The following is a 24608-nucleotide window of genomic DNA, read 5'->3' as shown; positions in this document are numbered from 1 at the left end:
AAAAGGACAGCAACCGAACTACAAAGGGCATTGCCGAAGAGTTAGGTATGACCACGTCACCTGTTTTTGAACGGATAAAAAAACTTGAAAGAGAAGGTTACATCAAAAAGTATGTTGCTGTCTTGGACAACAAAAAAATCGGATTGAAACTCACTGTATTTATTGGCATTACATTACAAGGTCATACCAGGAGTTATCTTGAAAAGTTTGTGACTGAAATCAACAACTTCCCTGAAATTGTAGAATGTCATCGCGTCAGTGGAAATTTTGATTATTTACTTAAACTTGTTGTTGAGGATATTGAAGCCTACGAACATTTTATTATTTCAAAGTTGACGCTTTTGCCCTACTTAGGAAATGTGCAGAGTTTAATTACACTCTCAACAGGAAAAGAAACGAACGAGATTGATTTGAGCAGGGTTTAAGTCTTGGCTCTTGGCTCTTGGCTCTTGGCTCTTGGCTAAAGTATTATTTTTTAAACGTTTCTCGAAGGGTTTTATAGGTATCATCTTGAAGTTTCCTATCCAAAGGCACTTTTCTTAAGGGCTCAACTTCTTTTAACGTTTCATGACACTCTTTTGGTAATTGTTGGTATAATTCGGTGCCTTTCGTTTTCCAAGCAATCATTTCATAGGATACTTCTTTGATAATTTTTGCTGGATTACCAACGACTAAACTACGTCTAGGAATCTTAGTTTCAGCCTTTACAAATGCCATAGCACCAACAATGCTTTCATCACCTATTTCGGCATCATCCATAATGACTGTATTCATTCCAATTAAACAATTTCTTCCCAAATTGGCACCATGTATAATGGCACCATGACCAACATGTGCACTTTCTCTTAACACAATAGATTTTCCAGGGAACATATGGACCGTACAATTCTCTTGAACATTGACACCATCTTCTAAAATAATCTGTCCCCAATCTCCACGAATCGCTGCTCCTGGTCCAATGTAGCAGTTTTTGCCAATAATGACATTGCCAGTGACCGCAGCTAGTGGGTGTACAAAACTACTTTGGTGAATTACTGGGATGTAACCTTGGAATTCGTATATCATAAAGCCCCTTTTAATTTAACTCAAAAAATCTATTTTTAAAAAAGAGTCGTTGAATCTTTGATTTCCCCAAAGGGGAAAAATTGTTATATCTTAAATTTCAACCTTCTACCATTATAATTCCAATATCTGCTCCTTCCCTTTGGGAAGGTTAGGATGTGGGCTTCTACTTAAACCTCTTAAGTGTTTCTTTCGTAAAATCACTCAATACTAATCGCCCACTGATGGCTGCACGTTCTGCTAACAAAGTATCCCAATCCTCAGTACCTTTCCAGAACATTTGTTTCATGTCGCGCATGGCTTCTGTATTGTAATTACATAAGTTCTCAACAAAAGCTTTTACTGCACCATCTAATTCTTCTGTAGTTTCAAAAACCTGTGTGAATAAACCTTTTTCCTTCGCCCATTCAGCCGGATAAAAACTATTGGCATCAATTGCAATTTGAGACATGCCACTTAAGCCTAATTTGCGCTCAACAGCTGGCCCGACAACAAAAGGTCCAATGCCAACATTAAGCTCACTGAGCTTAATTGCCGCGAATTTTGTTGCCATACAATAATCCGTTGCTGAAGCTAAACCTACTCCTCCACCTACTGTTTTCCCTTGAACTCGACCAATGATAAATTTTGGGCATTTGCGCATCGCATTAATGACATTTGCAAACCCAGAAAAAAATACCTTACCTGTGGCTTCATCATTGATATTAATAAGTTCTTTAAAGCTTGCGCCAGCACAAAAGGTTCGGTCTCCGCCACTTTTGAGCACAATCACTTTAATAGCATCATCTTGTCCTGCCTGAGTAATTGTATTGGCTAGCTTCGCTAAAATATTTCCTGGTAGTGAATTGTGTGCAGGATGAAAAAACTCAATATAACCAACTTCGTTTTCTATGGTTTGTTTTACATATGGTTGCGTCATAGGAATTAAGTGTTTTATGGTCTCAAATTTACGACAAAACTTCTTACTAAAACGCCCAGGTAAATTGACAGAATCAAAAAAAGATACTTATCTTCTAATCCAATTGTGTTGCCTCAATAATTTTACTTGCCAAGTCTTTTTCAAAAAGCAAAGCTAATAACTGGCTCGAACTTTTACTTAACTCCAGAAAATACCACACGCGCTTTGACGTATTATAAACGCCCAATAATTGTTTTGGTCCTGTAATATGCAATACATTCTCCTTTTTGATTAGGTCTGAATTCGGATATTGCTTCCTAAATTTGGTTTGCATTTCAGTTAGATAGTCCTCAAATTCGGCATCGGTTTGGTTGTTTTTTTGAAGAAATTCCACTTGTATTGTACTAGAATAGTCAGCAATAGCACATTGTAAGCTATCTGCCTTAAAAAATACCGCATCATTGTTGTACTTAAAGTCTGAGAAATACATCTTAAGATGTTCGCTATCATAAGATTGTTTTAAAGCCTGAAGCATTTTATCTCTCGGCTGCAAACTGAACAACTTTGGATATGTCGCATCTAAAATCTTGTTCCATTGGCGCTGTTCGGCAAAGCTGAAAAAGGTTTTTAACTGTTTTTTAAAATCCTCGTGATGTCTTGAAATTTCATTTTCTAAATAATGTTCTGTAGCATCCAAAGCATTTAAACGCAAGACAACCTCAAAATCATCACTAGGGCGAGGTATCAATAACCACAAATCGTAACGACTAGCAGCTCGGCAAGTGGCGTTCCTGGAAGCTTCTTGGTAGGTAATGGTGAGGTAAAGGGTTTTAGAGTTTGCGGCATATTCGGCAAAATAATTTAATCCTGGTGGGCGATAGCAATGACCACTATTGATTATATGACCTACTAGCACGTATTTTTCAAAGTCTATACGTTCTAAATTTCCCACACAACGATTAAGGCTGGCATCCTTACGTACAATGTTTTCAAATTCGGTTTGATTGGTAATAGGTTTACCATTGTCTTTAGAGAAAAATGGCCAAAGGCAACCGTCGTGTTCATACTCTAAAATTTCATCGCTGTTGGTTTGCGCATACGCTGAACTTAGTGCTATTAATAAAAAAATTACTTGAATATAGTTCATCATTTTTTGGTTTAGTTTTTAGGCTTATAGGGTACCGTTTTTATCTTAGTTTTGCCGTGTTTTTTCTCATAAGATTTTATAGTATTCATAGATTTTGAACGAAAGTAAGCACGCTGCTCTGGTGATAGTTCTGATAAGACATTTAACAATTGATTATTCTTAATATCCATAACCATTTGGTACGCCAACTCTTTGTTGTAATCATATACCTTATTGATTATTTCTGCCTGTTCTTTGGCGGCCTCTTTATCGGTTTTACCTTGACCTTTTAGCTGATTATAGCGGTCTTGTAACAGTTTACTTAAGCACTTTAAGTTATTATTACAGTCGTAAGCATCTACTTTGTTATTTATAGTTCTGTTATTAGGAGTTGTTGTTTTAGTCAATGCTGGGCTTATTTGCGGTTGTTCAGCTGATGTAGTTTTGGTTGGCGTTTTTGGTGCAAAACTTTCTGGATATCGGTTAATAAGCTCAGCCAGACCTTCAGCTGTTGCGTAAACATTCCCTTGAAGATTTGTACTTTTAGCAAATACTTTATCAAATTTTGCTTTGCTAATTACTTTTGCAGGGTAAAATGTATTGAATGACGTTTTGGTCAAATCGTATTCTAAATACAATCCGTTATAATCCATAAACGATTTCGTACCTCCAAAAATTGATTTGTAATCTTTTATGTCAAGTAATTTACCATTACCAAATGGTGAGCAATCAATATTGCCTGAACTGTCTTTATACAAATAGTAATGCACTTTGTCTTTGGAATAAGGCATAAGTTGTAGTTCACAAGTGTTTTGTTCACAAGCAGATGTAAAGAGGTATAATTTGTTTGTTTTTGTGTTGTAATAAGAATTTTGATTCTCATCAATGCTCTGTTTTACAATGTGTCCCTCACTAAAATTTTGAAACTGTCCGTCAGTAAAAATGTAATTAATATTATCTATGTTAAAAATGAAGTCTTCATAATTTTTGGAAATTACTTTTGCTGGGCGGAAGTTTAAATCCCCTTCTTTTACAAGCTTATAATTGGTTAGTTCTACTAATGCACCATTGGTTTTGTCAAAATAATAGTAGTGGTTAGTACTTTTATTACCGAAGTACTTCCAATCGTTTTTTGTTAAATAATTGCCTGATGGGTCTTTAAGCCAAAATAGGTTTTTCGCAACGTCATATTTATAGGCATATTGGTTCGGGAATTCTGGGTATTTAGTGCTTTTTATATAGCTTTCATTAAAATCTATATTGCCAGAAACAAAATTGTCGGTATAGGTAATTTTTCGTTCTTGATATTTTTTAACCATTCCAGTATTTTTATTGTAGGTAATGGCAGAAACCCAGTTGCCCCGCAAATCGTATTTATAGAAGGTTTCTGTGGTTATAGGCTCCATCATTTTAACCCCTGTAATTTCTTCGAATACAAGATGACCTTTAGTGTTGTAATAGCTTGTGGTAGTGGTTGCAAAATAATCTTGTTTGCTTGTCTGCACAATAACAGGCAAACCCAACCAAGTCCCTTTTTTTTGTGTATTTGTAATGCCTTCACGAGAGCGTTCACTGCCATCGGTCCTATACCTTATAGTCTGTTGTTGTTTTATAAAGGTTATACCTTCAAATTCTGCAAATGCTCTTGTGGTGATTGTTTCAAAACCTATTTTTTCAATCAGTTTAATAATTTGCCCTTTTGAATTGGTCGTAAATGTACCAAGTAGTTGATTATTTTTTGTATTACGTATTTCAGTTTGGTTGCCAAGATGAGTAAAGGATTTGCTTGAATGGAACTTTCCGTTAACGCGCACAGTTATACTATCGAGTTTTTCATTTTTATGGTTATAGAAATGAACTTCATTAAACCTTTCAATTCGTTTGGATTGTAGCCTGTTGTTTGCAAATTGGTAATGTATAACTCCATTTGAGATTGAACCAGTAACTCTATCCGTATTATAAATACGCAAAGAAATGCGGGCTATGTTGCCTTTTAAGTTCATTTCTTGGGCACTGACAGATTTAAAATCAAAAAAAGGCCTGTATGCTGTTTGTGATTTTCCAAGAAGGCAAGTAGACAGCAAAACAATAAAAATTGATGGTTTCATGATGCTTATTTTATTTAGTTCTTATAACTCAAAGTGTTTATCGAAAACAGTTTTGATTGTAAAAGCGAATCATATCTTGTAAATACCTATACCGCTGACTTTTATTTGTAGCGTGGGCCTCACGAAACGCTTCACACTTGTTTAGAAGTGTTTTTAGTTTTTTGAAATTCTGAAATTTAGTTACAAAATCATTAAAACCTTCACCCGTAATAAATACCCAATCCACGCTCAACTTTCTATCGTACATAAGGTCTAATTTCCCTGAAATGACCAATCGTAAAAGTTTATAATTGATGCGTTTTTTTTCTTCTATTCTTGCCACTTGATAAAACCGAACTTTACCATTTCGGGTTTCTTTCATTCGCCAGACTTCTTCGCCTAAAATTTTCTTTTTACTTGCATCTGGTAATGTGAGTGTAAACTTGAGGTCGCTCCAACGTGCATCGGTATGCGTTACTTTATGTACAAGTATGGTATCTTTTTGATGTGTAACGACATAGTTTGGGGCTAGGCGCCTTTGGGCATAAAGTCCTTTAGCCAGTAGCATAAAAATTATTACATATTCAATCACTGCTAGTTTCTTCATAATAACTCGTATCTATCTTTCTCTTGTATAATTACTTGACTGACAGTATTTATCATCACATTTGGAGTCTTCTGGGTTTTCTCGTTTGGCATAAAACACCTGCCAATGCCAATGCCAATACTACACAGCTTTGTGTAATGAATTTTCTTATGGGATTCTTTGGTTTTTTTGCCTGTTGTATAAAAACCAAGCTGAAAATTAAGGCAGGTAAAGCAGTAAACATGTTGTACAAGTAGGCCCAAATCCAAGAGGTTGCCGATGCGATTAAGTCAAAAATAAGTGCAAAACTGTTATAGAGATTATACATTTTTTGGTTATGGGACACTTTCTTTTCAATATAAAACCTAAAAAATACATATATGGAAACACCTACAATTATGCCCAGAATACTAACTGCAAAAACCCCACAACTATTCGGCTATTAATTTTTTCAGTTCATCATTCCATAAAAAGTTGGTCATACGCCACAAATCGCCTTTGCCTCTATAAAAAAGAAATCTAAACTGAAGTCCATACTTCTCATGACGTATAACGTAAGTTATTTCTTTTAATACGCCTTCAAGTTCTTTCTCCTTAATCTTAATGAATTCTAAAGACTGTCCGTAATTTTGAATTACAAAAGAAGACTGTTCAATGGATTGCAATTTTAATTTTTCAAAATCTTCATTTTTGACAGCCGAAAATTCATTCATGATTTGAAATGCACCACCATAATTCATTTGCAAAAACTCCTCCATTACAGAGTCACAAGCTTCTTCTATGGCTTTTTCATCTTGTAATCCATACTCTTGGGCATAACATAAACTACCCATAACCAGCAACATTAATACTAACGTTTTCATTTAATTGGTATTTGAATTATTATAATTGCAAATTACAATCAAACACATCGCTTAGCAATACGATGAATATCGTATTTTAGGAATATTCGGAAATATAAAATTGATATTCAGATACTTACATTAAGTCAAATTGCTCAAAATGATGATTTAGATGTTTGCGTTCCACTAAATACCATTCATATTTGTTTAATTCGCCAAAAACCATATTTTTCAAAATGGCATCTGGATGTTCCTTGAAATACTCGACATAAGCCTTTCGTTGTTCCTTGAATTTTTCAATGGCGACTTGCAAGTTTGGATGTTTTAAATCATCGAGTTTATCTTTTTCTAACTGTGGAAATTGCGAGTTTTGAGGAAACTTTTTATAATTATAAAGACTGTTCTTTACTTTCTCCAAAATCTTTTCTGGCGTAGACACTTCAAAATCCTGAATGTCGCCAGAAGTCACTTTATAGGTGTATTCCAGATGTTCAATCATGTGCTGAGGTGTCATAATGCCCCATTTCGGCTTGGTATTTTCATCTAATTTTGACAAACATTCTTCAATTTTAGATTCAGTCATTTCAACAAAAGTCTCTTGCTTTTTCTGAACCATCGTTAAAATGGTTGCAACAGCCACTAATGGACTATCTTTATCCGTTTTTTGACGTTCTGGTCGGTTTTCGAAATTCGCATCAAAAACCTCAACATGCCATTTTACAATACCACTTGGATGCTCGGCAGAAGTCACATCTCTGTCTACTTTCTCTTTACATGTTAACCGCACATAAATCGTATCATTATGGTACAATGGTCTTAAAAATCGAATACTATCCAGTCCATAATTTGCTGCTACGGGTCCTTTATTGGGATAAACAAACAAACCTGCGGCAGCCGAAATAATAAAATAGCCATGAGCTGTTCGCTTTTCAAAAATGCTCCCATCTAAAGATGTAATATCTGTGTGCGCGTAAAAATGGTCCCAAGTGAGGTTGGCGAAACTCTGAATATCAGCATCTGTAATGGTTCGTTTATGTGTTTTTAACGACATACCTGGCTGGATATCTTCCCAATGGTATTGGAATGGATGCTTTTCTGCCGTTTTATATTTTGCATTCTGCTGATAAATACCTGTAATTGCAGTTATTGTTGAAGGTGAACCTTGAATTGCTGTTCGTTGTAAATAATGTTTTATGCCACGTAAGCCTCCCATTTCTTCGCCTCCACCAGCACGTCCAGGACCACCATGCACCAAGTATGGCAATGGCGAACCATGACCTGTACTTTCTTTGGCCATTTCGCGATTAATGACCAATAGACGACCATGATGACTGGCCGCATTCACCACATATTCCGTCGCAATCTTATCATCAAATGTCGCAATAGATGACACTAAAGAGCCTTTACCCATTTGCGCCAATTCTACAGCTTCATCCAGATTTTTGTATGGCATAATGGTACTTACTGGCCCAAACGCTTCACGCTCGTGAATAATCGTATTTTTAAAAGGGTCATCTGCTCGTAAGACAACTGGGCTTATAAATGCGCCTTTTGTGGCATCTGCACCAATAGTTTCAATTTTATCTAGAGTGCCGTATACAATTTGCGCTTCTTTAGCCAAATCATTAACCGAATCTTTTACGGCTTGTACTTGTTGACGACTTACTAGTGAGCCCATTCGCACTTCCTTCAATCTTGGGTCTCCAATAGTGACTTTATCGAGGGCTTTGCCTAGCGCAATTTGAACGTCTTCCACTACATTTTCAGGCACTATGATTCGTCTGATAGCAGTACATTTCTGACCTGCCTTAACAGTCATTTCTTTACGGACTTCCTTAATAAACAAGTCGAATTCTGGTGTACCTGGCACGGCATCTTCCCCGAGAATTGACGCATTTAATGAATCGGCTTCCATTGTAAATGGAACTGATTCTTCGATGAGTCTTGGGTGTGCTTTTAATAATCTTCCTGTAGCCGCAGAACCTGTAAAGGTCACTACATCTTGAGATTCGACTGTATCTAAAATGGTTTTAACTGTGCCATTAATAATTTGAAGTGCGCCTACTGGCAATATTCCAGAATCAATAATTGTTTTGGCAACAGCTTCCGCTAAATACGACGATGATGGTGCTGGTAGAACGACTGCTGGCATGCCTGCCATCCAATTAACTGCGCACTTTTCTAACATGCCCCAAACCGGAAAGTTAAAGGCATTAATGTGAACAGCCACACCTTTTTTTGGCACCATAATATGATGTGCCATAAAGCGTCCACCTCTTGACAAATCTACTGGGTCGCCTTCTACATGAAAAGGTTGATTAGGAAATAATTTTCGTAAGGAGGCATTGGCAAATAAATTTCCAAACCCACCTTCAATATCAATCCAACTATCCACTTTAGTAGCACCTGTTCGATAGCTTAATTCATAAAATGCATCCTTCTTCTTAGTTAAGTAAAGTGCTAACTTTTTAAGCATGTTCCCTCGCTCTTGAAAGGTCATCTTACGAAGTACTTCACCTCCTTTAGTTCTTCCATAATTTAAAATCTCAGGAATATCCAATCCTTCTATGGCGATACTGGTGAAGGCTTCACCTGTAACGGCATCTAAAATTGGCGTGCCTTCTTCTTTACCTGTTGTCCATTTACCCTGGACATAATGTTGTACTTTTTCCATAATAACTTAAGCCATTATTCGTAATATTCTTCCTGTAATTTTCCCTTCAATAGATTTCACGTAACCATCAACAATTTTATACATTGGTACCGGTGTGTTTCCAGGAAAATAGTCTTTATATTTTTCAAAAGAATCTTCCACTAAATCAGAACACACCACATTAATGCGCTTGCCATCTTCTAACTCTAAAGCCACAGCCTTGATAAAACTATTAATTGCACCATTTACCATAGCTGCACTCGTTGTCATATCAACAGGATCATCAGCTAAAATCCCTGTAGACAGGGTTATTGAACCACCTGAATTGAGATAGTCCTTTCCTATTCTCACTACATTAACTTGGCCCATCATTTTGCTTTTTATTCCAATATAAAAATCTTCTTCAGACAAATTGTCTAATTTATCCCATTTGGCATCACCAGCAATCGCAACGATAGCATCTAACTTTCCAACAGATTCAAACATCGTTTTTATGGATTGAGCATCCGAAAAATCCACAGTAACATCACCAGAATGTCTCCCAGCCACAATAACCTCATGTTTTTGAACTAGTCGTTGACTTACTTTTTTACCAATGGTTCCGTTTCCGCCGATGATTAATATCTTCATTTATACGCGTTCTAAAATTGCTGCATAACCTTGTCCAACACCTATACACATCGTAACTAATGCATACCTTTTATTCTGCTCGTGCAACTCTAAAGCCGCAGAATAGGCTATTCGTGTTCCCGTAACACCTAGTGGATGGCCAATGGCTATTGAACCTCCATTAGGATTCAACCTTGGGTCATCGTCGGCCAATCCCCAAGCTCTTGTACAGGCCAGCGCTTGAGCAGCAAATGCTTCGTTCAGTTCGATAATATCCATGTCATCCATAGTTAAACCTGCTTTTCCCAAAGCCTTATTTGAAGCTTGCACGGGACCGATTCCCATGATACGTGGCTCAACACCAATAACTGCCGAACTCACTATTCGAGCCATCGGTTTTAAATTATACTTTTTCACGGCGTCCTCTGAAGCAATTATTGTAGCGGCAGCTCCGTCATTTAGTCCCGATGAGTTACCTGCTGTGACACTTCCACCTGCTGTTTTAAACGCTGTTCTTAACTTCCCTAATACCTCAAGGGATGTATTTGGTTTTACAAATTCATCTTTTGAAAATTGAATTGGGTCTTTTTTACGTTGTGGAATTTCAACCGTAACGATTTCCTTAGCTAATCGCCCATTTTCTTGAGCTTTAGCAGCTTTCATTTGACTCCAATAGGCAAATTTATCTTGGTCCTCTCGAGAAATATTATACTTCTCTACCAAGTTCTCCGCTGTCATTCCCATACCATCAGTACCATACATCTCATGCATTTTTGAATTAATAAATCGCCACCCAAAGCTAGAATCGTACATTTTAGAATCATTTCCAAAGGCACTAGATGGTTTGGCGATTACATAAGGTCCACGTGTCATGTTTTCCACACCTCCCGAGATGAATACATCACCATCACCAGCTTTAATGGCACGATTCGCATGAATTATTGCTGACAACCCTGAACTACATAATCGGTTTACAGTTTCACCTGGAACCGTAAATGGAAGTCCTGCTAATAATGACGCCATTCTTGAGACATTACGGTTGTCTTCACCAGCTTGATTGGCGCAGCCCATAATGACATCGTCATAAGCTTCTTTCGGGATATTTGGATTTCGTTTAACAACTTCTGAAATCACCAATGCCCCCAAATCATCGGTACGAACTGCTGATAATGTGCCTTTATAATTTCCTATTGGTGTACGTACACCATCTATAATATATGCTTCCATATTGATTTAAGATTGTTGATTGTTGATAACTGATTGTTGAATCTAAATTCTCTAATCAGTAATCTTTAATCGTTAATCATTTTTCCATTCTTTTTGTGTTCTATAGACCACACCTTTAAAAAGCGCGACCAATTCTTCTCCTCGCTTTACCTCTACTACATTAAACCCTAACTTGTTATTTACCTTTTCAATGACTGATTCGGCAACCAAATAGTCTCCTTCTTCCAAAGCTTCGATGTGATTGATACTCGTTTCAATGGACACCGCATATTTGCCATGTGTATTAGCAGCAAAACCAAAGGCCGTATCTGCTAACGAATAACTTACACCTCCATGTGCATAGTTCATGCTATTTAGCATGTCCTTTCTAATGGTCATCGCCACTTTACATCTGCCAATCTCACATTCTAAAATCTCAATGCCTAACCATTGGCTAAAAGCATCTTGAGAAAGCATTTTATATGGAATCTGTTCTCCTTTCATATTTTACGTTGTCATTGCGAGGACAAGGGATGTGGTAATCTTATTTTGAGATTCTTCTCTTCGCTCTGAATGACATTCTACTAATTAAAAAAATGTTTTATTTGCTTTATTCATCTTTCTCAATAATGGACTACAACGGTAGCGGTCTTCATGATATTCGTTGTATAAACCATCTAGTTTCGATACGCACCAATCAATACCTTTCTCATCTGCCCAGGCCAATAGACCTTTTGGGTAATTGACACCTTTGGTCATGGCGTTATCAATATCTTCTGCTGAAGCAATATTTAAGAATAAGGCATCGGCCGCTTCATTAATTAGCATGACCAACACGCGATCAAAAATTTGTTGTGCTAGCCCTTCGTTGCGAGATTTCTCACTTTCGTTCGAAATGACAATTCTTCCGTTTTCATCATAATCGTAATACCCTCTTCCAGATTTACGTCCTAAATAACCTGCCTCTGCAAAACGTTTCTGTGTAAATGCTGGCTTGTATCTTGGGTCGAAATAAAATGCTGCAAATACGGTTTCGGTTACTGTGTAATTAACATCGTTACCAATAAAGTCCATCAACTCAAACGGCCCCATCCTGAACCCTCCTAAGGTTTTTAAACTCCAATCAATCGTTGCAAAATCGGCTATCCCTTCTTCATAAATTCTTAGTGATTCGCCATAAAACGGTCTAGCCACTCGGTTCACAATAAAACCTGGTGTATCCTTTGCCACAGCCACAACTTTCTTCCAGTCAGAAATGGTTTTTACTGAAGTCTCCAAAACTTCATCTGATGTTTGAATCGCTGGGACAACCTCAACCAATTTCATCAATGGTGCTGGATTGAAAAAATGAATCCCAATACAGCGTTCTGGTTTTTGCAAAGAAGATGCTATAGATGCTATGGACAAACTTGATGTATTTGAGGCAATGATACAATCCGAAGGCACATAAGTCTCTAATTCTGCGAATAACTTTTGTTTGATATCAAGATTTTCAATGATAGCTTCAATAGTCAAGTTAGAATCACTTAAATCCCTTAAGCTATCAACATAGGAAATATTGGATTGAATTCTATTTTTTTCGTCAGCATCTATGAGCCCTTTTTCAATAAGACGGGATAGAATTTTTTCTAATGTCGTTTTTGCTTTATCTAAAGCGACTTGATTGGTATCATACAATTTCACATTGCAACCAGAAGTAGCCGCAACTTGTGCGATGCCACTTCCCATGGTTCCTGAACCTATAATTCCTACGTTCATAATTTATATTAAAAAGGTAGATTTTTTACATCTACATTCCCGCCAGACAAAATTATTCCGACATTTTTGTTTTTAAATTCTTCTTTATGCTTTAATACCGCTGCAAAGGGCACTGCACATGAAGGCTCGACGATTATTTTCATACGCTCCCAAATGATTTGCATGGCATTTATAATTTCACCTTCCTCGACACGAATTATCTTCTCCACATGCTCTTTGATAATTGGAAAATTACGATTACCTAAATGTGTTCTTAAGCCATCCGCTACTGTATTAAAACTATCGTTGGTTTCTATCTTTCCTGAAATTAAAGAGCGATAGGCATCATCTACTTCCATCGGTTCACCACCAATGACTATGCATTTGGTTGAAAAATAGTTTGCTGCCAAAGCTGTCCCAGCAATAAGTCCACCGCCACCAACTGGTGTTAAAATTATATCTAATTCTGGATGCACCTCTAAGAATTCAATAGCAGCTGTACTATTGCCATAAATTACCTCGTCTTGATTAGAAGGATGCAAAAAAGAAGCTCCCTTTTCTTCTTTTATTTTGTGAGCTGCTGCTTCCCTAGCTTGTGGTGTGGATTCGCACTCAATAATTTCACCTTCATAAGTCTTAACGGCATCCTTTTTTACTTGTGGAGCATTCTCTGGCATTACGATATAGGCTTTTACTCCTAATTTTTTTGCTGCAAGTGATACGGCTTGAGCAAAGTTCCCAGATGAATGTGTTACTACTCCTCGTTGTCGCTCTTCTTCCGATAAAGACAATATCGCATTAGACGCGCCTCTCATTTTAAAAGCCCCCATTCTCTGAAAGTTCTCGCATTTAAAGACAACTTCTGTTCCCACCATCTCATTGATTAAGCTAGAACTTAATACAGGTGTTTTATGAATAAATGGTTTTATTCTGTTATGGGTTTCTATAAGGGTTTGCTTGTTCATTTGAAATTGTAGATTTTTGATTACTTATTTATGAAACTCCAAATTCATAAACCTTAATTCGTTAATCTTAAATCATTTTCCTTTAAAGTTTGGCTTTCGCTTTTCTATAAATGCAGCTACGCCCTCTTTATAATCCTCACTTTGAGCTGCTTCTATTTGGTATTTAGATTCCATATCTAATTGCTCTTCTAGAGTGTTCGTCATGGATTTATTAAATAATTCCTTAATCATCCCTAAGGCTTTGGTAGGCATATTAGCTAATTTCACTGCTAATTTCTCAACTTCATTATTAAACTGTTCTAATGATATAACTCGATAAATCATTCCGATGCGTTCTGCTTCTTCAGCCGACATTTTATCTCCTAGCATTGCTAGTGCTTGTGCTTTTTGAAAGCCTATTAATCGCGGCAAAAAGAAGGTTCCCGCGCTGTCTGGTACCAAACCAATTAAGCTAAATGCTTGAATAAAACTGACCTTTTCGTGCGCAACTACAATATCGCAGGCTAATGCTATGTTAGCTCCGGCACCAGCCGCAACACCATTGACTGCTGCGACTACAGGTTTCTTAATTGATCTTATTCTTTTGATAATTGGGTTATAGTGTTCTTCTAATATTTTTTTGAAACCTGGATTTAGTTCTGGTGTGGTCACTTCCTTTAAATCTTGACCTGCACAAAATGCTTTTCCGTTACCAGTAAGTACGATCGCTCGAACATCGTCATTAGTTTCACAGTCATCAAAAACGGACTGAAGGCTTAATGCCATTTCGCGATTGAAACTATTAAATACTTTTGGTCTGTTGAGCGTTATATACGCTATTTTATTTTCAATTTTTAATAGAATTGAAGTATTGCTCATACCTTATTTCCTTTATACCAGGAACTTTTTAATTAAACTTGCATTTATCTTAATAAGATGCTGAAACAACACTTCGATGCTTCGACCACGCTCTGCACAGACGAGCTCAATGCGACAGTTCAGCATGACAACAAGTTGTCACTTTAAACATTTAAAATAGTCGAAAGGCTCTTGGCAGTCCTCACATTGAAATTGTGCTTTACATGCCGTTGAACCAAACTGACTTACTAATCGTGTATTCGTGGAACCACAATTGGTACACTTTACTAATCGTTTACCATCAAGCAAAACCGCTTTATCGGCTTCCGCCTCCAATGGTGCAGCAATTCCATAATCTTCAAGAGCTTTTCGTCCACGCGGTGTAATCCAATCTGTCGTCCAAGCAGGATGTAAAATTAAATCTATTTCTGATTTGTAACCTGCTTCTTTTAATGCTTTTTTAATATCATCGCCAATGACATCCATAGCCGGACAACCACTATAGGTTGGCGTAATCTCTACTTTAACTAAGTCATCTGCAAATACCGCAGAACGCACAACTCCCATATCCATAATGGACAATACTGGAATTTCAGGATCGGATACTTTTTCCAGAATTGGAATCAATACATCATCAATATGTTGGTCTGTTGCTGTCATAGTTTCAATAATTAGATGCTGAAACGACACTTCGACTAAGCTCAGCATTGCGGTTCAGCATTACAAATCATGAATTTGTCACCATTCCATATTTGGATAGGTGCGTTGCATATATTGCAATTCTGCAAGTATATAACCCAGATGTTCTGTATGCACTCCGTGCTTTCCCCCTTTTTGAAAATATTTAGATTCTGGAACTTCTAAAGTTGCTTCTTCCAATACTTCTTTGACATAGGCATAATAACCTTCTTTCAATGTAGTCACATCTACGCCTATACCTTCGGCAACCATAGCTTTATCAGCCTCCGTTTGATGGAATAACTCATCCGTATACATCCACAAATCGTTAATGGCCTCTTGTATTTTTTCACGACTTTCATCTGTTCCATCACCTAAACGTCTTACCCAGTCTGATGAAAAACGTTCGTGATAGCTTACCTCTTTTACACATTTATTCGCAATCGCAGACAAAGTTAAATCTGGACTTTTCTGTAACTCTCTTAAAAATGCTAAGTGGTAAGCATCAAACAAAAACTGTCTCGCTATTGTGTATGCAAAATTAGTGTTTGGTTGTTCTACAAGTAATACGTTTTTATACTCATGTTCTTTTCGAAGCATGGATATATCGTCTTCAGATCGTCCATCGCCTGCTATTTTTCCAGCATACTGAAAATAACTACGAACCTGACCAAAAAGATCCAAAGAAATATTAGTACAAGCAATATCGGTTTCTAAATTCGGTCCATGACCACAGAGTTCTCCTAAACGTTGACCTAGAATTAAGCTATTGTCTGCTATTCCGAGGATATAGTTATACAAATTTTCGTTTTTCATGTTTAAACTTTTTTGATAAGATCCTGAAACAACACTTCGACTGTGCTCGGTGTGACAGTTCAGGTTGATAAATCAAATATTTATTACATATGTTTTACCTCATCTGGCACATCATAAAAGGTAGGATGCCGATATACCTTATCTTGAGCAGGCTCAAATAATTCACCATTATTTTCCGGATTAGATGCTGTAATGTGTTTGGATTCTACAACCCAAATACTCACACCTTCATTTCTTCTGGTGTAGACATCTCTAGCATTTTCAAGCGCCATTTCTGCGTCAGCCGCATGCAGACTTCCAAAATGCCTGTGTTCTAATCCGTTCTTACTTCTTACGAAGATTTCCCAAAGTGGCCAATTTTTTGTTGCCATATTTTCTAGTATTGAGAAGTGAGTATTGCGTATTGAGAAAAATCTTAAATCTCACTACTTATCTCACATCTAATTAGACTGCTTGTTTTTCTTTTCTAGCTTGTTTCTTTTTAGCGTAAGCCATTGCGGCTTCACGTACCCAAGTTCCACGCTCCCATGCTCCCACACGTGCTTTCATACGCTCTTTATTCATAGGACCATGCCCTTTAACGACTTGCCAAAATTCATCCCAGTCGATCTCACCGAAATCATAGCTTTGACGTTCTTCGTTCCATTTGAGATCAGAATCAGGAATAGTCAAACCTAAAACATCTGCTTGTGGTACGGTTTGATCTATAAATTGCTGACGTAGTTCATCATTCGTTTTACGCTTCAGCTTCCACTTCATAGATTGTTCGGTATGAACCGACTTGTCATCTGTTGGTCCAAGCATCATTAAACTTGGCCACCACCATCTGTTTAATGCATCCTGTGCCATGGCTTTTTGCTCTGGTGTTCCATTACAAAGTTTCAGCATAATTTCAAAACCTTGTCTTTGGTGAAAGCTTTCTTCCTTGCACACACGAATCATCGCTCTTGCATATGGTCCGTAAGATGTATTACACAGCGGCACCTGATTAATAATAGCTGCTCCATCTACTAACCAACCTATGGCTCCCATATCTGCCCATGTTAGTGCTGGATAATTAAATATGCTAGAGTACTTTGCTTTTCCTGAGTGTAATTGCTCGTATAATTCATCACGCGAAATCCCAAGAGTTTCACAAGCACTGTATAGATATAATCCATGGCCTGCTTCATCTTGGACTTTAGCCAATAGAGCCACTTTTCGTCTTAATGATGGTGCACGCGTAATCCAGTTTCCTTCGGGTAACATCCCTACAATTTCTGAATGTGCATGTTGGGATATTTGTCTAATGTGTGTCTGACGATACTTCTCTGGCATCCAGTCTTTTGGCTCAATTTTTTCATCGCGCGCAATGCGTTCGTTAAAATGTCTTTCTAAACTTCTTATTTGTTCTTCACTCATAGTTTTTAGCTTTTGACTACTAGCTTTTAGCTGGTAAAACTTAAATTTTTCTTTTTCATATTATAGATTCCTGCCTTGCGCCTCCGCTAAAGCTTCAGCGAACGCGGACGCAGGAATGACAAATCATTTTATCTAAACATCAAAGTCTACAACAACTTTTTCTGTTGTTGGAACGGCTTGACAGCTTAGTACAAAATTTTGTGCCACTTCTTTATCTTCAAGGGCGTAATTGATCTTCATCTCAACCTCACCCTCTTTTATTTGACATTTACATGTGCTACAAACACCGCCTTTGCATGCAAAAGGCAAATCGGCACCAGCATTCAGCGCGGCATCGAGTATATTATCAAAATCACGCGTCATGGTAAATAAGAATTCTTTACCTCCATCTACAATAGTTACTTCTGTACCTTCTACATTTTGCTTTGCCAGACGCTCCTGACGTTTAATATCTTCTTCTGATAAACCGGTTACAAATAGTTCAAAATGTACTAATGCTTTTGGTAAACCTGCATTAATCAAATAGCTACTGACATAATTTACCATTTGTTCTGGGCCACATAAAAACACTTCACTGGTATCCGGAATATCGATAAAAGTCTTGGTTAAGACTGCCATTTTCTCATCATCAAACCTTCCGTTGAATAAATCAATATCCCGACGCTCTTTGGTAAGGAAATAATAGATTTCAAGTCTACCAAAGTACTTATTCCGAAGCTGCTCTAGTTCTTCCTTAAAGATAATCGATTTTGCGGTTTTATTCACATAAAACAGCTTACATGTTGAGTTCAGCTCTGTTTCCAAGTGGGTTTTTATCATAGAGATTACTGGCGTAATGCCACTTCCAGCCGCAAAGAACAAATAATTTTTAGCATTCTTAGGATGGCAATCCACACCGAAAGTTCCGCTTGGGGGCATCACGTCGAGATAGTCACCAGCTTTTAATTCTTCATTAACGTAAGTAGAAAACTTACCTCCGGGAATCTGTTTTACCGCTACTCGCCATTTCGCTTCATTAGGGCTCGAACACAACGAATACGAACGACGCACATCTTCCCCATCGATATCTGTTTTTAGGGTTAAATGCTGTCCTTGTCGAAACTTAAATGCTTCGACTAAGTCCGAGGGGATATCAAAAGTTACTACCGAAGTATCTTCTGTTTCCTTATAAATATCCTGAACTTTTAAGTTATAAAACTCTGCCATTTTGTGTCGCTCCCTAGGCGTGGTATCTTTTAAATCAACTATTAAACTTTCTTGGATGAGATTCCTGCTTTCGCAGGAATAACATTAAACTAACAGTTGTTAGTTTGCTCAGCAAAGTTATAAAATTAAATCTAAACTATTTGTTAATTCCTTTAATGAGAATCTGATTGAGTGCTGTAGAAAACTCCATTAGATTTAAATCTTCCTTTTTAGGAATCCAGATGTATAGTGATCTCAGTGTTGTTAGTATTGAAAACATCATTACTTCAGGGTTTTGATTTATAATTTCGCCTGAAGCTATGCCTTCTTCTAGAATAGCCCTGAAATCATCTTCATAATTACTACGTAATTTTTTATAGTAATCTCGTTTTTCCTTGAGATGCATCCAATCGTTATTAAGCGAAGCCATACCATATATATTCTGACTTGATAGCTTTACATGCAATTCAATGATTTGTTTTAGTTTACCGATACAATCTTCAGGTGAAGATTGTATTTGCTTCATTCCTTCTGTAAATGCTTCCGCTAAAGTGATGATAATCATATCGAGAATATCTTGCTTTGAATTGATATGATTATATAAGCTTGCGGCTTTTATACCCATTTCTGAAGCTAAATCTCGCATGGTAACCGCACTATAACCCTTTTCTTTAAATAACCTAGCAGCTATTCTAACAATTTCTTCCTGTCTTGTTTCCTTTTTCATTACGCTATAAAATTATAAAATAACCTTTTTATGCTTAATGTGTTGTTAAGCACTTGTAACTTAAGTTACGCTCTAAACCAATTAGTTTATGCATTTTTGCCTAAATTAAAAAATATGGGATTTTTGACTAAACTATTCGGAAGCAACAAAACCGATGACATAAAGATGTATTTAAGGAAAGAAGCTGTTCTTTTGGACGTTAGAACCAAAAGTGAATATGACAATGCTCACCTTAAAGACGCACTTCATATTCCGCTTCAAGAAATTAAAGGAAGAATAAATGACATCAAACAATTGAACAAACCCGTTATAGCCTATTGCCAGAGCGGTATGCGATCTCGTAGTGCCACCAAAATTTTGAAGTCGGCCGGGATTGACGCCATCAATGGTGGTGGTATGTTGGATTTGAAACAAGAATTGAATTGATGCCTAATCCATTAGATGTTCTATTTCCTTTAATTGTTCACGTTCAATAATAGGATTTTGATTGTACTGCAGTGTCCAACCCAAAGAATTGGTAAGGATAAAGAATTTTGACAATTCACTAATCAATCTATTTTGAGCATTAGATTTTAATTCTGAGCTTTCAATTTTTTTCATTAACGACTTTTTTACGGTCTCCTTAATCTCATTATAATCTTTGGCTTCAAATTGATTTAAAAAATCTGCTTGTATATCGTAATACTCCAAGTCTGGGTTAATCGTTATTTCTTCCTTAGGGATATTTAAAATCCGTAAGACCTTGTTGTCTTCATCAATTTTATATTCAATCTTGCTTAGGTCATAACCGACAGTAACGTCTGCATTTACAATAACAATCGCTTGTTTTTCTGCTTCCAATAAATCCGCAAATACCGACTTTGAATTTTTATAAGTATAAACTTCACTGAAGTGCCCTTCTGTAACGACCAGCTTACCAACATTCTTAATTTGCTCTTGTATTAAAGTCGTATTTTCTTGCAGTGTTATCTTGTTTTCTTTCTTATCACCACAATACTTAAAGGTAAACAGAATAATGAGTGTTATTATAACTCCAAATAGAATTTTTCGCATAAGCTAAACTAACAAAAAATCGGATTAAGTGCTAGATAAACAAATCTAATTAGACCAAGTTTTTTACCATACATCGTAAACCAAAGACACTTAACCAAAAAAAATGCAGCATATCTTAAATATGTACAACTTAAATTTTGAGGTAATAACTTTAAATAGCGTATAGTTATATGTAGTCCCATAGCTGATAATGTCAGCCCTCAAATCTAAAATGTGAATATTATGATTACTAGAATATGCACACTACTTATCATATTGACTACCTCCATGGTTTACAGTCAGAATATAACTTTATTAAAAAATTTTAATCCAAAAGTTAAAGCGCTTAATCACAAACTAAGCATTAATAAAGACAGTTTAGATCTTAGTTGTGAATGTAAAATTATGAAGGTTGATATTTTCAATGAAGACTATGACCAAACATTTGAAATAAAAGATTTTCAAACACTTATTTCATTACGAGATATACCAGAAGGCGAATTTGTAGTCGAGGTATATTTAGAGGACAAAATTGTACTTATGCATATTGTAAAACAAAAACCTTTTGATGTATTAACTGAAGATAAGAAAAAGGTCGTGGAGGCACAGGGAATGATGCTAGATGAAAAAATGCAAGTAATTAAAAGTACACCAAACCAAAGCATAGAATTCCTCTTATCGGGAAATAAAGTTGAAAGGCATCCACCCAAAAAGAAAAAATTTTATTGGGTTGTAAAAAAGTCTAATACTGAAATTGCGGCGAACCAAAGCATGAAGCTTGTCGATTTGGAAACTGTTAATGAATTGATTTCAATCAACAAAAAAGAATTAAGTACAGAGATTGGTAAAAACAATAAATTAATAATTTATGAGGTTTACAATTCCTCAAAATTTATGAGACATCAGCTTAAAAATCCGTCATACTTCAAATCCTCTAATTCAGAAGTTTTTAATGTAAAGCCTATATATGATTCCTTAAATTAAAGCGTTTCAAATTGAATACGACGGGTATTTAAATCAATTAATAACTTTCACTAACAGTTTTGATTAAAACCGTTAGTGAAAGTCTGTTTTTAAGTTATTTTCAGTCAATAAGCAAATGCATTTGAGCGATTTATACCGTTATTAAACTCTTTTTTTTGCATTTCGGCGGTTTTATCAACCTCTTATCCAAAAAAAATGCGGAGCACCTTTGATTTATTTCCAATACTAGATTGTACCATATCTTAGCACTCCTTTAGTTCTGTTTACCTCAATTTAACCTCAGCTTGTAATTAATCCATTTCTAATGCTTAAAAACTTCTTTTCATTGGTTTTTATGGCTTTGATGATTGTTTGCTATGGTCAAAAGTCAACATTGCTACAAAACATAAACTACAGAGCTAAAGAATTAAAACATAGCTTAAATGAAAAGGGCGATACCCTAATTTTAGAAAGTGCTAAAACTATTTACTCTGTCGATATATTCAATCAAGACTATGAAAAAACCGTAGAAGTAAAAGGGAATGAAACTGCAATTCCATTGCATGACACTCCGATGGGAAGACTGGTGGTACAAGCGAAAATGTCTGGTAAAAGAATACTTATGACACTACTAAGGCATGAGAAGATTGAATATACACCAGCTAACACTTCAAGTGATGAAACTTTAATCTTGTCCCGACCTAAATTACAGTACTTGAATTCCTCATTAAAACCCAAAATTAAGTTTAAAGTTACAGATAAGGCATCCATACTTAAACTGAAGACAATAGTTATTCCATTTTTTAATATTCAAAAACAAGAATTAGAAACAGAAAACATTTTGGTTACTACTCCATCTGAAGATGATGAAGTACATCAACAAAGACCAAAAACAAGTTTATCAAGCATGCTTAATTGGAAGCCCAAGAAAAAAATTAAAAGTAATCGGTTGTTTTGGATATGTTATGTTGTAAACAATGGCACAAACACTAGAAAAATAATGAAAATGATGCGTCACAATGAAGTAGATCAACTAATCAACAGGTTGAAAATAGAAAACAAAACTTCTCAGGGCAAATCGAATACCTTAACGGTATGGGAAATTTACAATTCATCAAAGTTCATGGAACAACAGGTAGCAAATCCAGATTATATTCATTCAACCACCTCAGATTTATTTAATGTTGTACCTTATTACAATTCATCAAAAGATTTGGTAGCTTCTAATTAGAACATTTAGGAAGATAAAGCATTAATTATTTAGTCTTTTCAGATTTTGTAACTTTAGGTATTAAACTAAACTTTATGAAATCTAGACTTACCCTTTTTTCTATTACTCTTTTAGTAATTGTAACTACTATAGCTTGCTCTAATCCCAAAAAAGAATTCGCTTCAATGCTTATCTATGGTGGCAGTATTTATACTGTCGATTCTACTGCGGCAACTGTTGAAGCCGTGGCCACTAAGGATAACAAAATTCTATTTGCTGGCACTCTTGAAGAAGCCCAAACTTATAAAAATGAGCAAACTGAACTTATAGATTTAAAAGGAAAAACCATGACACCTGGTTTAATTGAAGGCCATGGTCACTTTATGGGCTTGGGTTATAATGAACTTAATCTAGACCTTATGAATACTACAAGTTATAAAGCCATTGTAGATGCTGTAGCGGAGCGTGTTAAAACTGCTAGGCCTGGAGAATGGATTACTGGTCGTGGATGGCATCAAAGTAAATGGGATAGTATGCCAACAGAAACGGTTCATGGGTTTCAAACCCATCATTTATTGAGCGAAGTCTCACCAGATAATCCTGTTTATTTAAGACATGCCAGTGGACATGCAGGTTTTGCCAATGAAAAGGCTATGGAAATTGCTGGTTTAATGGACTTATCTTTAGATGGCGTGAAAAAATACAAAGTAGAAGGTGGTGAAGTACTAGTAGATGCTTCAGGAAGACCAACTGGCGTTTTTAATGAACGTGCTCAAACTCTAATTACACAACATATTCCTGAACGAACACCAGAATCGGACATCAAAGCTTTTGAACTGGCTGTTGAGGCTTGTCATAAAAATGGGATTACCAGTTTCCATGATGCTGGTATCCCAAAAGAAACAATTAGCCTTTATAAAAAAATGAAATCCGAAGGTAAAATGCAAACGCGAATTTATGCCATGCTAACTGGTTGGGATGAAGATTTACTTAATAATTGGTACAAAAAAGGCATCATGATTGACGAGGATCATTTGTTCACTATAAGATCTGTAAAATTAAATTGTGATGGCGCCCTTGGCTCGCGAGGAGCTTGGCTTTTAGAACCTTATTCAGACAGGCTAGATCATTTTGGGCACGAAACCTTACCGATGGAGTTTGTAAAGAAAACCGCGTTAAACGGTCTTAAACATGGATTTCAAGTATGCTCACACGCTATTGGAGATAGAGCTAATAGAGAAATTTTAGACCGCTATGAAATGGCCTTTAAAGCATTGCCAGATGCAGCGTTAGACCATCGCTATAGAATAGAGCATGCTCAACATTTACATCCAGATGATATTCCGCGCTTTGCAGAATTACAGGTTGTTCCCGCTATGCAAGCAGTACATATGTCTTCTGATAGACCTTGGGCAATTTTTCGTTTAGGAATAAAGAGAATAAAAGAAGGCGCTTATATGTGGCAAACTTTATTAAAGAGCGGAGTACCAATAGTAAATGGCTCAGACGTCCCAGTAGAACCCATAAACCCTATTGCTAGTTTTTACGCCAGTGTTAGTAGAAAAACTTTAAAAGGGATACCAGACGGCGGCTATGAACCCGAACAAAAAATGACACGCCAACAAGCTTTAAAATCTTATACTTTAGATGCTGCTTATGGGGCTTTTGAAGAAGGCATAAAGGGTTCAATTACTGCTGGCAAACTAGCTGATTTCACTATTTATGACCAAGATATAATGACCGTTGATGAGGATAAAATCCTAAGTACCGAAGTCGTAATGACCATTTTTAATGGTGAAGTAGTATTTGATGCTACCAAATAAAAAAACACTAGTTTCCTTCTCATTATGAAGGCCCAACTAATGTTTCGATTACGATTAATAGCACTGTAAAAGTAAACAGCAAATTATATTTTGAAATTACCAAAATATTATCAATATGTTACAAATTGTTAAACACAAAAATTTGAAGAATTACTTAAGCTAGAT

26 protein-coding genes are annotated in these 24608 nt (G+C 36.3%); 5 read left to right on the top strand and 21 right to left on the bottom strand.

The annotated features are described in order from the left end of the window. A partial coding sequence (locus Q0992_RS01615; RefSeq protein WP_299519690.1) for an Lrp/AsnC family transcriptional regulator occupies positions 1–425 on the top strand: 425 nt, incomplete at its 5' end. Between the two features lie 43 nt (positions 426–468). Here Q0992_RS01615 and Q0992_RS01610 read toward each other — a convergent pair. From Q0992_RS01610 to Q0992_RS01515, 20 genes are all read right to left on the bottom strand, one after another. Continuing rightward, a complete protein-coding gene (locus Q0992_RS01610; RefSeq protein WP_299519688.1) occupies positions 469–1065 on the bottom strand; it encodes a transferase hexapeptide repeat family protein in 597 nt (198 codons plus the stop codon). Positions 1066–1228: 163 nt separating this feature from the next. Further along, positions 1229–1981, bottom strand: coding sequence for an enoyl-CoA hydratase/isomerase family protein (locus Q0992_RS01605; protein ID WP_299519686.1), 753 nt, complete (start codon positions 1979–1981; stop codon positions 1229–1231). A 94-nt stretch (positions 1982–2075) separates the two neighbouring features. Continuing rightward, on the bottom strand, positions 2076–3110 hold the full coding sequence (locus tag Q0992_RS01600; RefSeq protein WP_299519683.1) for a hypothetical protein: 1035 nt from the start codon (positions 3108–3110) through the stop codon (positions 2076–2078). An 8-nt stretch (positions 3111–3118) separates the two neighbouring features. Next, on the bottom strand, positions 3119–5194 hold the full coding sequence (locus Q0992_RS01595; RefSeq protein ID WP_299519680.1) for a hypothetical protein: 2076 nt from the start codon (positions 5192–5194) through the stop codon (positions 3119–3121). Between the two features lie 37 nt (positions 5195–5231). Further along, on the bottom strand, positions 5232–5780 hold the full coding sequence (locus Q0992_RS01590) for a hypothetical protein (protein ID WP_299519677.1): 549 nt from the start codon (positions 5778–5780) through the stop codon (positions 5232–5234). 55 nt (positions 5781–5835) lie between these two features. Beyond that, a complete protein-coding gene (locus Q0992_RS01585; protein ID WP_299519675.1) occupies positions 5836–6087 on the bottom strand; it encodes a hypothetical protein in 252 nt (83 codons plus the stop codon). A gap of 103 nt (positions 6088–6190) precedes the next feature. Next, a complete protein-coding gene (locus tag Q0992_RS01580) occupies positions 6191–6622 on the bottom strand; it encodes a hypothetical protein (protein WP_299519672.1) in 432 nt (143 codons plus the stop codon). Between the two features lie 115 nt (positions 6623–6737). After that, on the bottom strand, positions 6738–9275 hold the full coding sequence (paaZ, locus tag Q0992_RS01575; RefSeq protein WP_299519670.1) for a phenylacetic acid degradation bifunctional protein PaaZ: 2538 nt from the start codon (positions 9273–9275) through the stop codon (positions 6738–6740). A gap of 6 nt (positions 9276–9281) precedes the next feature. Beyond that, positions 9282–9884, bottom strand: coding sequence for a short chain dehydrogenase (locus Q0992_RS01570; RefSeq protein ID WP_299519667.1), 603 nt, complete (start codon positions 9882–9884; stop codon positions 9282–9284). After that, positions 9885–11090 carry an acetyl-CoA C-acyltransferase gene (locus tag Q0992_RS01565; protein WP_299519665.1) on the bottom strand — a complete coding sequence of 402 codons (1206 nt, stop codon included), beginning with the start codon at positions 11088–11090 and terminating at the stop codon, positions 9885–9887. A gap of 72 nt (positions 11091–11162) precedes the next feature. Further along, positions 11163–11573 carry a PaaI family thioesterase gene (locus tag Q0992_RS01560; RefSeq protein WP_299519662.1) on the bottom strand — a complete coding sequence of 137 codons (411 nt, stop codon included), beginning with the start codon at positions 11571–11573 and terminating at the stop codon, positions 11163–11165. Positions 11574–11657: 84 nt separating this feature from the next. Next, positions 11658–12827 carry a 3-hydroxyacyl-CoA dehydrogenase NAD-binding domain-containing protein gene (locus Q0992_RS01555; RefSeq protein WP_299519660.1) on the bottom strand — a complete coding sequence of 390 codons (1170 nt, stop codon included), beginning with the start codon at positions 12825–12827 and terminating at the stop codon, positions 11658–11660. Between the two features lie 8 nt (positions 12828–12835). Continuing rightward, positions 12836–13771, bottom strand: coding sequence for a pyridoxal-phosphate dependent enzyme (locus tag Q0992_RS01550; protein ID WP_299519657.1), 936 nt, complete (start codon positions 13769–13771; stop codon positions 12836–12838). A gap of 72 nt (positions 13772–13843) precedes the next feature. Beyond that, positions 13844–14629 carry an enoyl-CoA hydratase-related protein gene (locus tag Q0992_RS01545; RefSeq protein ID WP_299519655.1) on the bottom strand — a complete coding sequence of 262 codons (786 nt, stop codon included), beginning with the start codon at positions 14627–14629 and terminating at the stop codon, positions 13844–13846. Between the two features lie 138 nt (positions 14630–14767). After that, positions 14768–15268: a 1,2-phenylacetyl-CoA epoxidase subunit PaaD gene (gene paaD / locus Q0992_RS01540; protein WP_299519652.1), complete on the bottom strand. Its 501-nt coding sequence runs from the start codon at positions 15266–15268 to the stop codon at positions 14768–14770. A 78-nt stretch (positions 15269–15346) separates the two neighbouring features. Beyond that, positions 15347–16102 (bottom strand): 1,2-phenylacetyl-CoA epoxidase subunit PaaC, encoded by a 756-nt coding sequence (gene paaC, locus Q0992_RS01535; RefSeq protein WP_299519651.1) that lies wholly within the window; start codon positions 16100–16102, stop codon positions 15347–15349. A gap of 83 nt (positions 16103–16185) precedes the next feature. Continuing rightward, entirely contained in the window at positions 16186–16473 is a 288-nt protein-coding gene (gene paaB / locus Q0992_RS01530) for a 1,2-phenylacetyl-CoA epoxidase subunit PaaB (protein ID WP_299366463.1), read from the bottom strand. A 73-nt stretch (positions 16474–16546) separates the two neighbouring features. Beyond that, complete coding sequence (gene paaA / locus Q0992_RS01525; protein ID WP_299519649.1) at positions 16547–17503, bottom strand: 1,2-phenylacetyl-CoA epoxidase subunit PaaA; 957 nt, start codon at positions 17501–17503, stop codon at positions 16547–16549. A gap of 132 nt (positions 17504–17635) precedes the next feature. Then, on the bottom strand, positions 17636–18709 hold the full coding sequence (locus Q0992_RS01520) for a 2Fe-2S iron-sulfur cluster-binding protein (protein ID WP_299519647.1): 1074 nt from the start codon (positions 18707–18709) through the stop codon (positions 17636–17638). A 136-nt stretch (positions 18710–18845) separates the two neighbouring features. Beyond that, positions 18846–19415, bottom strand: coding sequence for a TetR/AcrR family transcriptional regulator (locus tag Q0992_RS01515; RefSeq protein ID WP_299519644.1), 570 nt, complete (start codon positions 19413–19415; stop codon positions 18846–18848). Positions 19416–19529: 114 nt separating this feature from the next. Here Q0992_RS01515 and Q0992_RS01510 point away from each other — a divergent pair, with 114 nt between their 5' ends. Then, on the top strand, positions 19530–19841 hold the full coding sequence (locus Q0992_RS01510) for a rhodanese-like domain-containing protein (protein WP_299519643.1): 312 nt from the start codon (positions 19530–19532) through the stop codon (positions 19839–19841). A gap of 3 nt (positions 19842–19844) precedes the next feature. Here Q0992_RS01510 and Q0992_RS01505 read toward each other — a convergent pair whose 3' ends face one another. Then, positions 19845–20468, bottom strand: coding sequence for a DUF4230 domain-containing protein (locus tag Q0992_RS01505; RefSeq protein WP_299519642.1), 624 nt, complete (start codon positions 20466–20468; stop codon positions 19845–19847). Between the two features lie 222 nt (positions 20469–20690). Between Q0992_RS01505 and Q0992_RS01500 the strand changes: the two genes are divergently transcribed. The 3 genes from Q0992_RS01500 to Q0992_RS01490 all read left to right on the top strand — a co-directional run bounded on the left by Q0992_RS01500 (position 20691) and on the right by Q0992_RS01490 (position 24443). Next, positions 20691–21431 (top strand): hypothetical protein, encoded by a 741-nt coding sequence (locus Q0992_RS01500; RefSeq protein ID WP_299519640.1) that lies wholly within the window; start codon positions 20691–20693, stop codon positions 21429–21431. 304 nt (positions 21432–21735) lie between these two features. Further along, positions 21736–22641 carry a hypothetical protein gene (locus Q0992_RS01495; RefSeq protein ID WP_299519638.1) on the top strand — a complete coding sequence of 302 codons (906 nt, stop codon included), beginning with the start codon at positions 21736–21738 and terminating at the stop codon, positions 22639–22641. A gap of 74 nt (positions 22642–22715) precedes the next feature. Then, the gene (locus Q0992_RS01490; RefSeq protein ID WP_299519635.1) at positions 22716–24443 is read left to right on the top strand and encodes an amidohydrolase; all 1728 of its coding nucleotides are present in this window, start codon (positions 22716–22718) and stop codon (positions 24441–24443) included. Positions 24444–24608: the final 165 nt, after the last annotated feature.

The organism is Winogradskyella sp. (genome assembly GCF_028289625.1).
Classification (GTDB): Bacteria; Bacteroidota; Bacteroidia; order Flavobacteriales; family Flavobacteriaceae; genus Winogradskyella.
The sequence above is the reverse complement of the archived record's forward strand: the minus strand, read 5'-3'. Positions and strand labels throughout refer to the sequence as shown.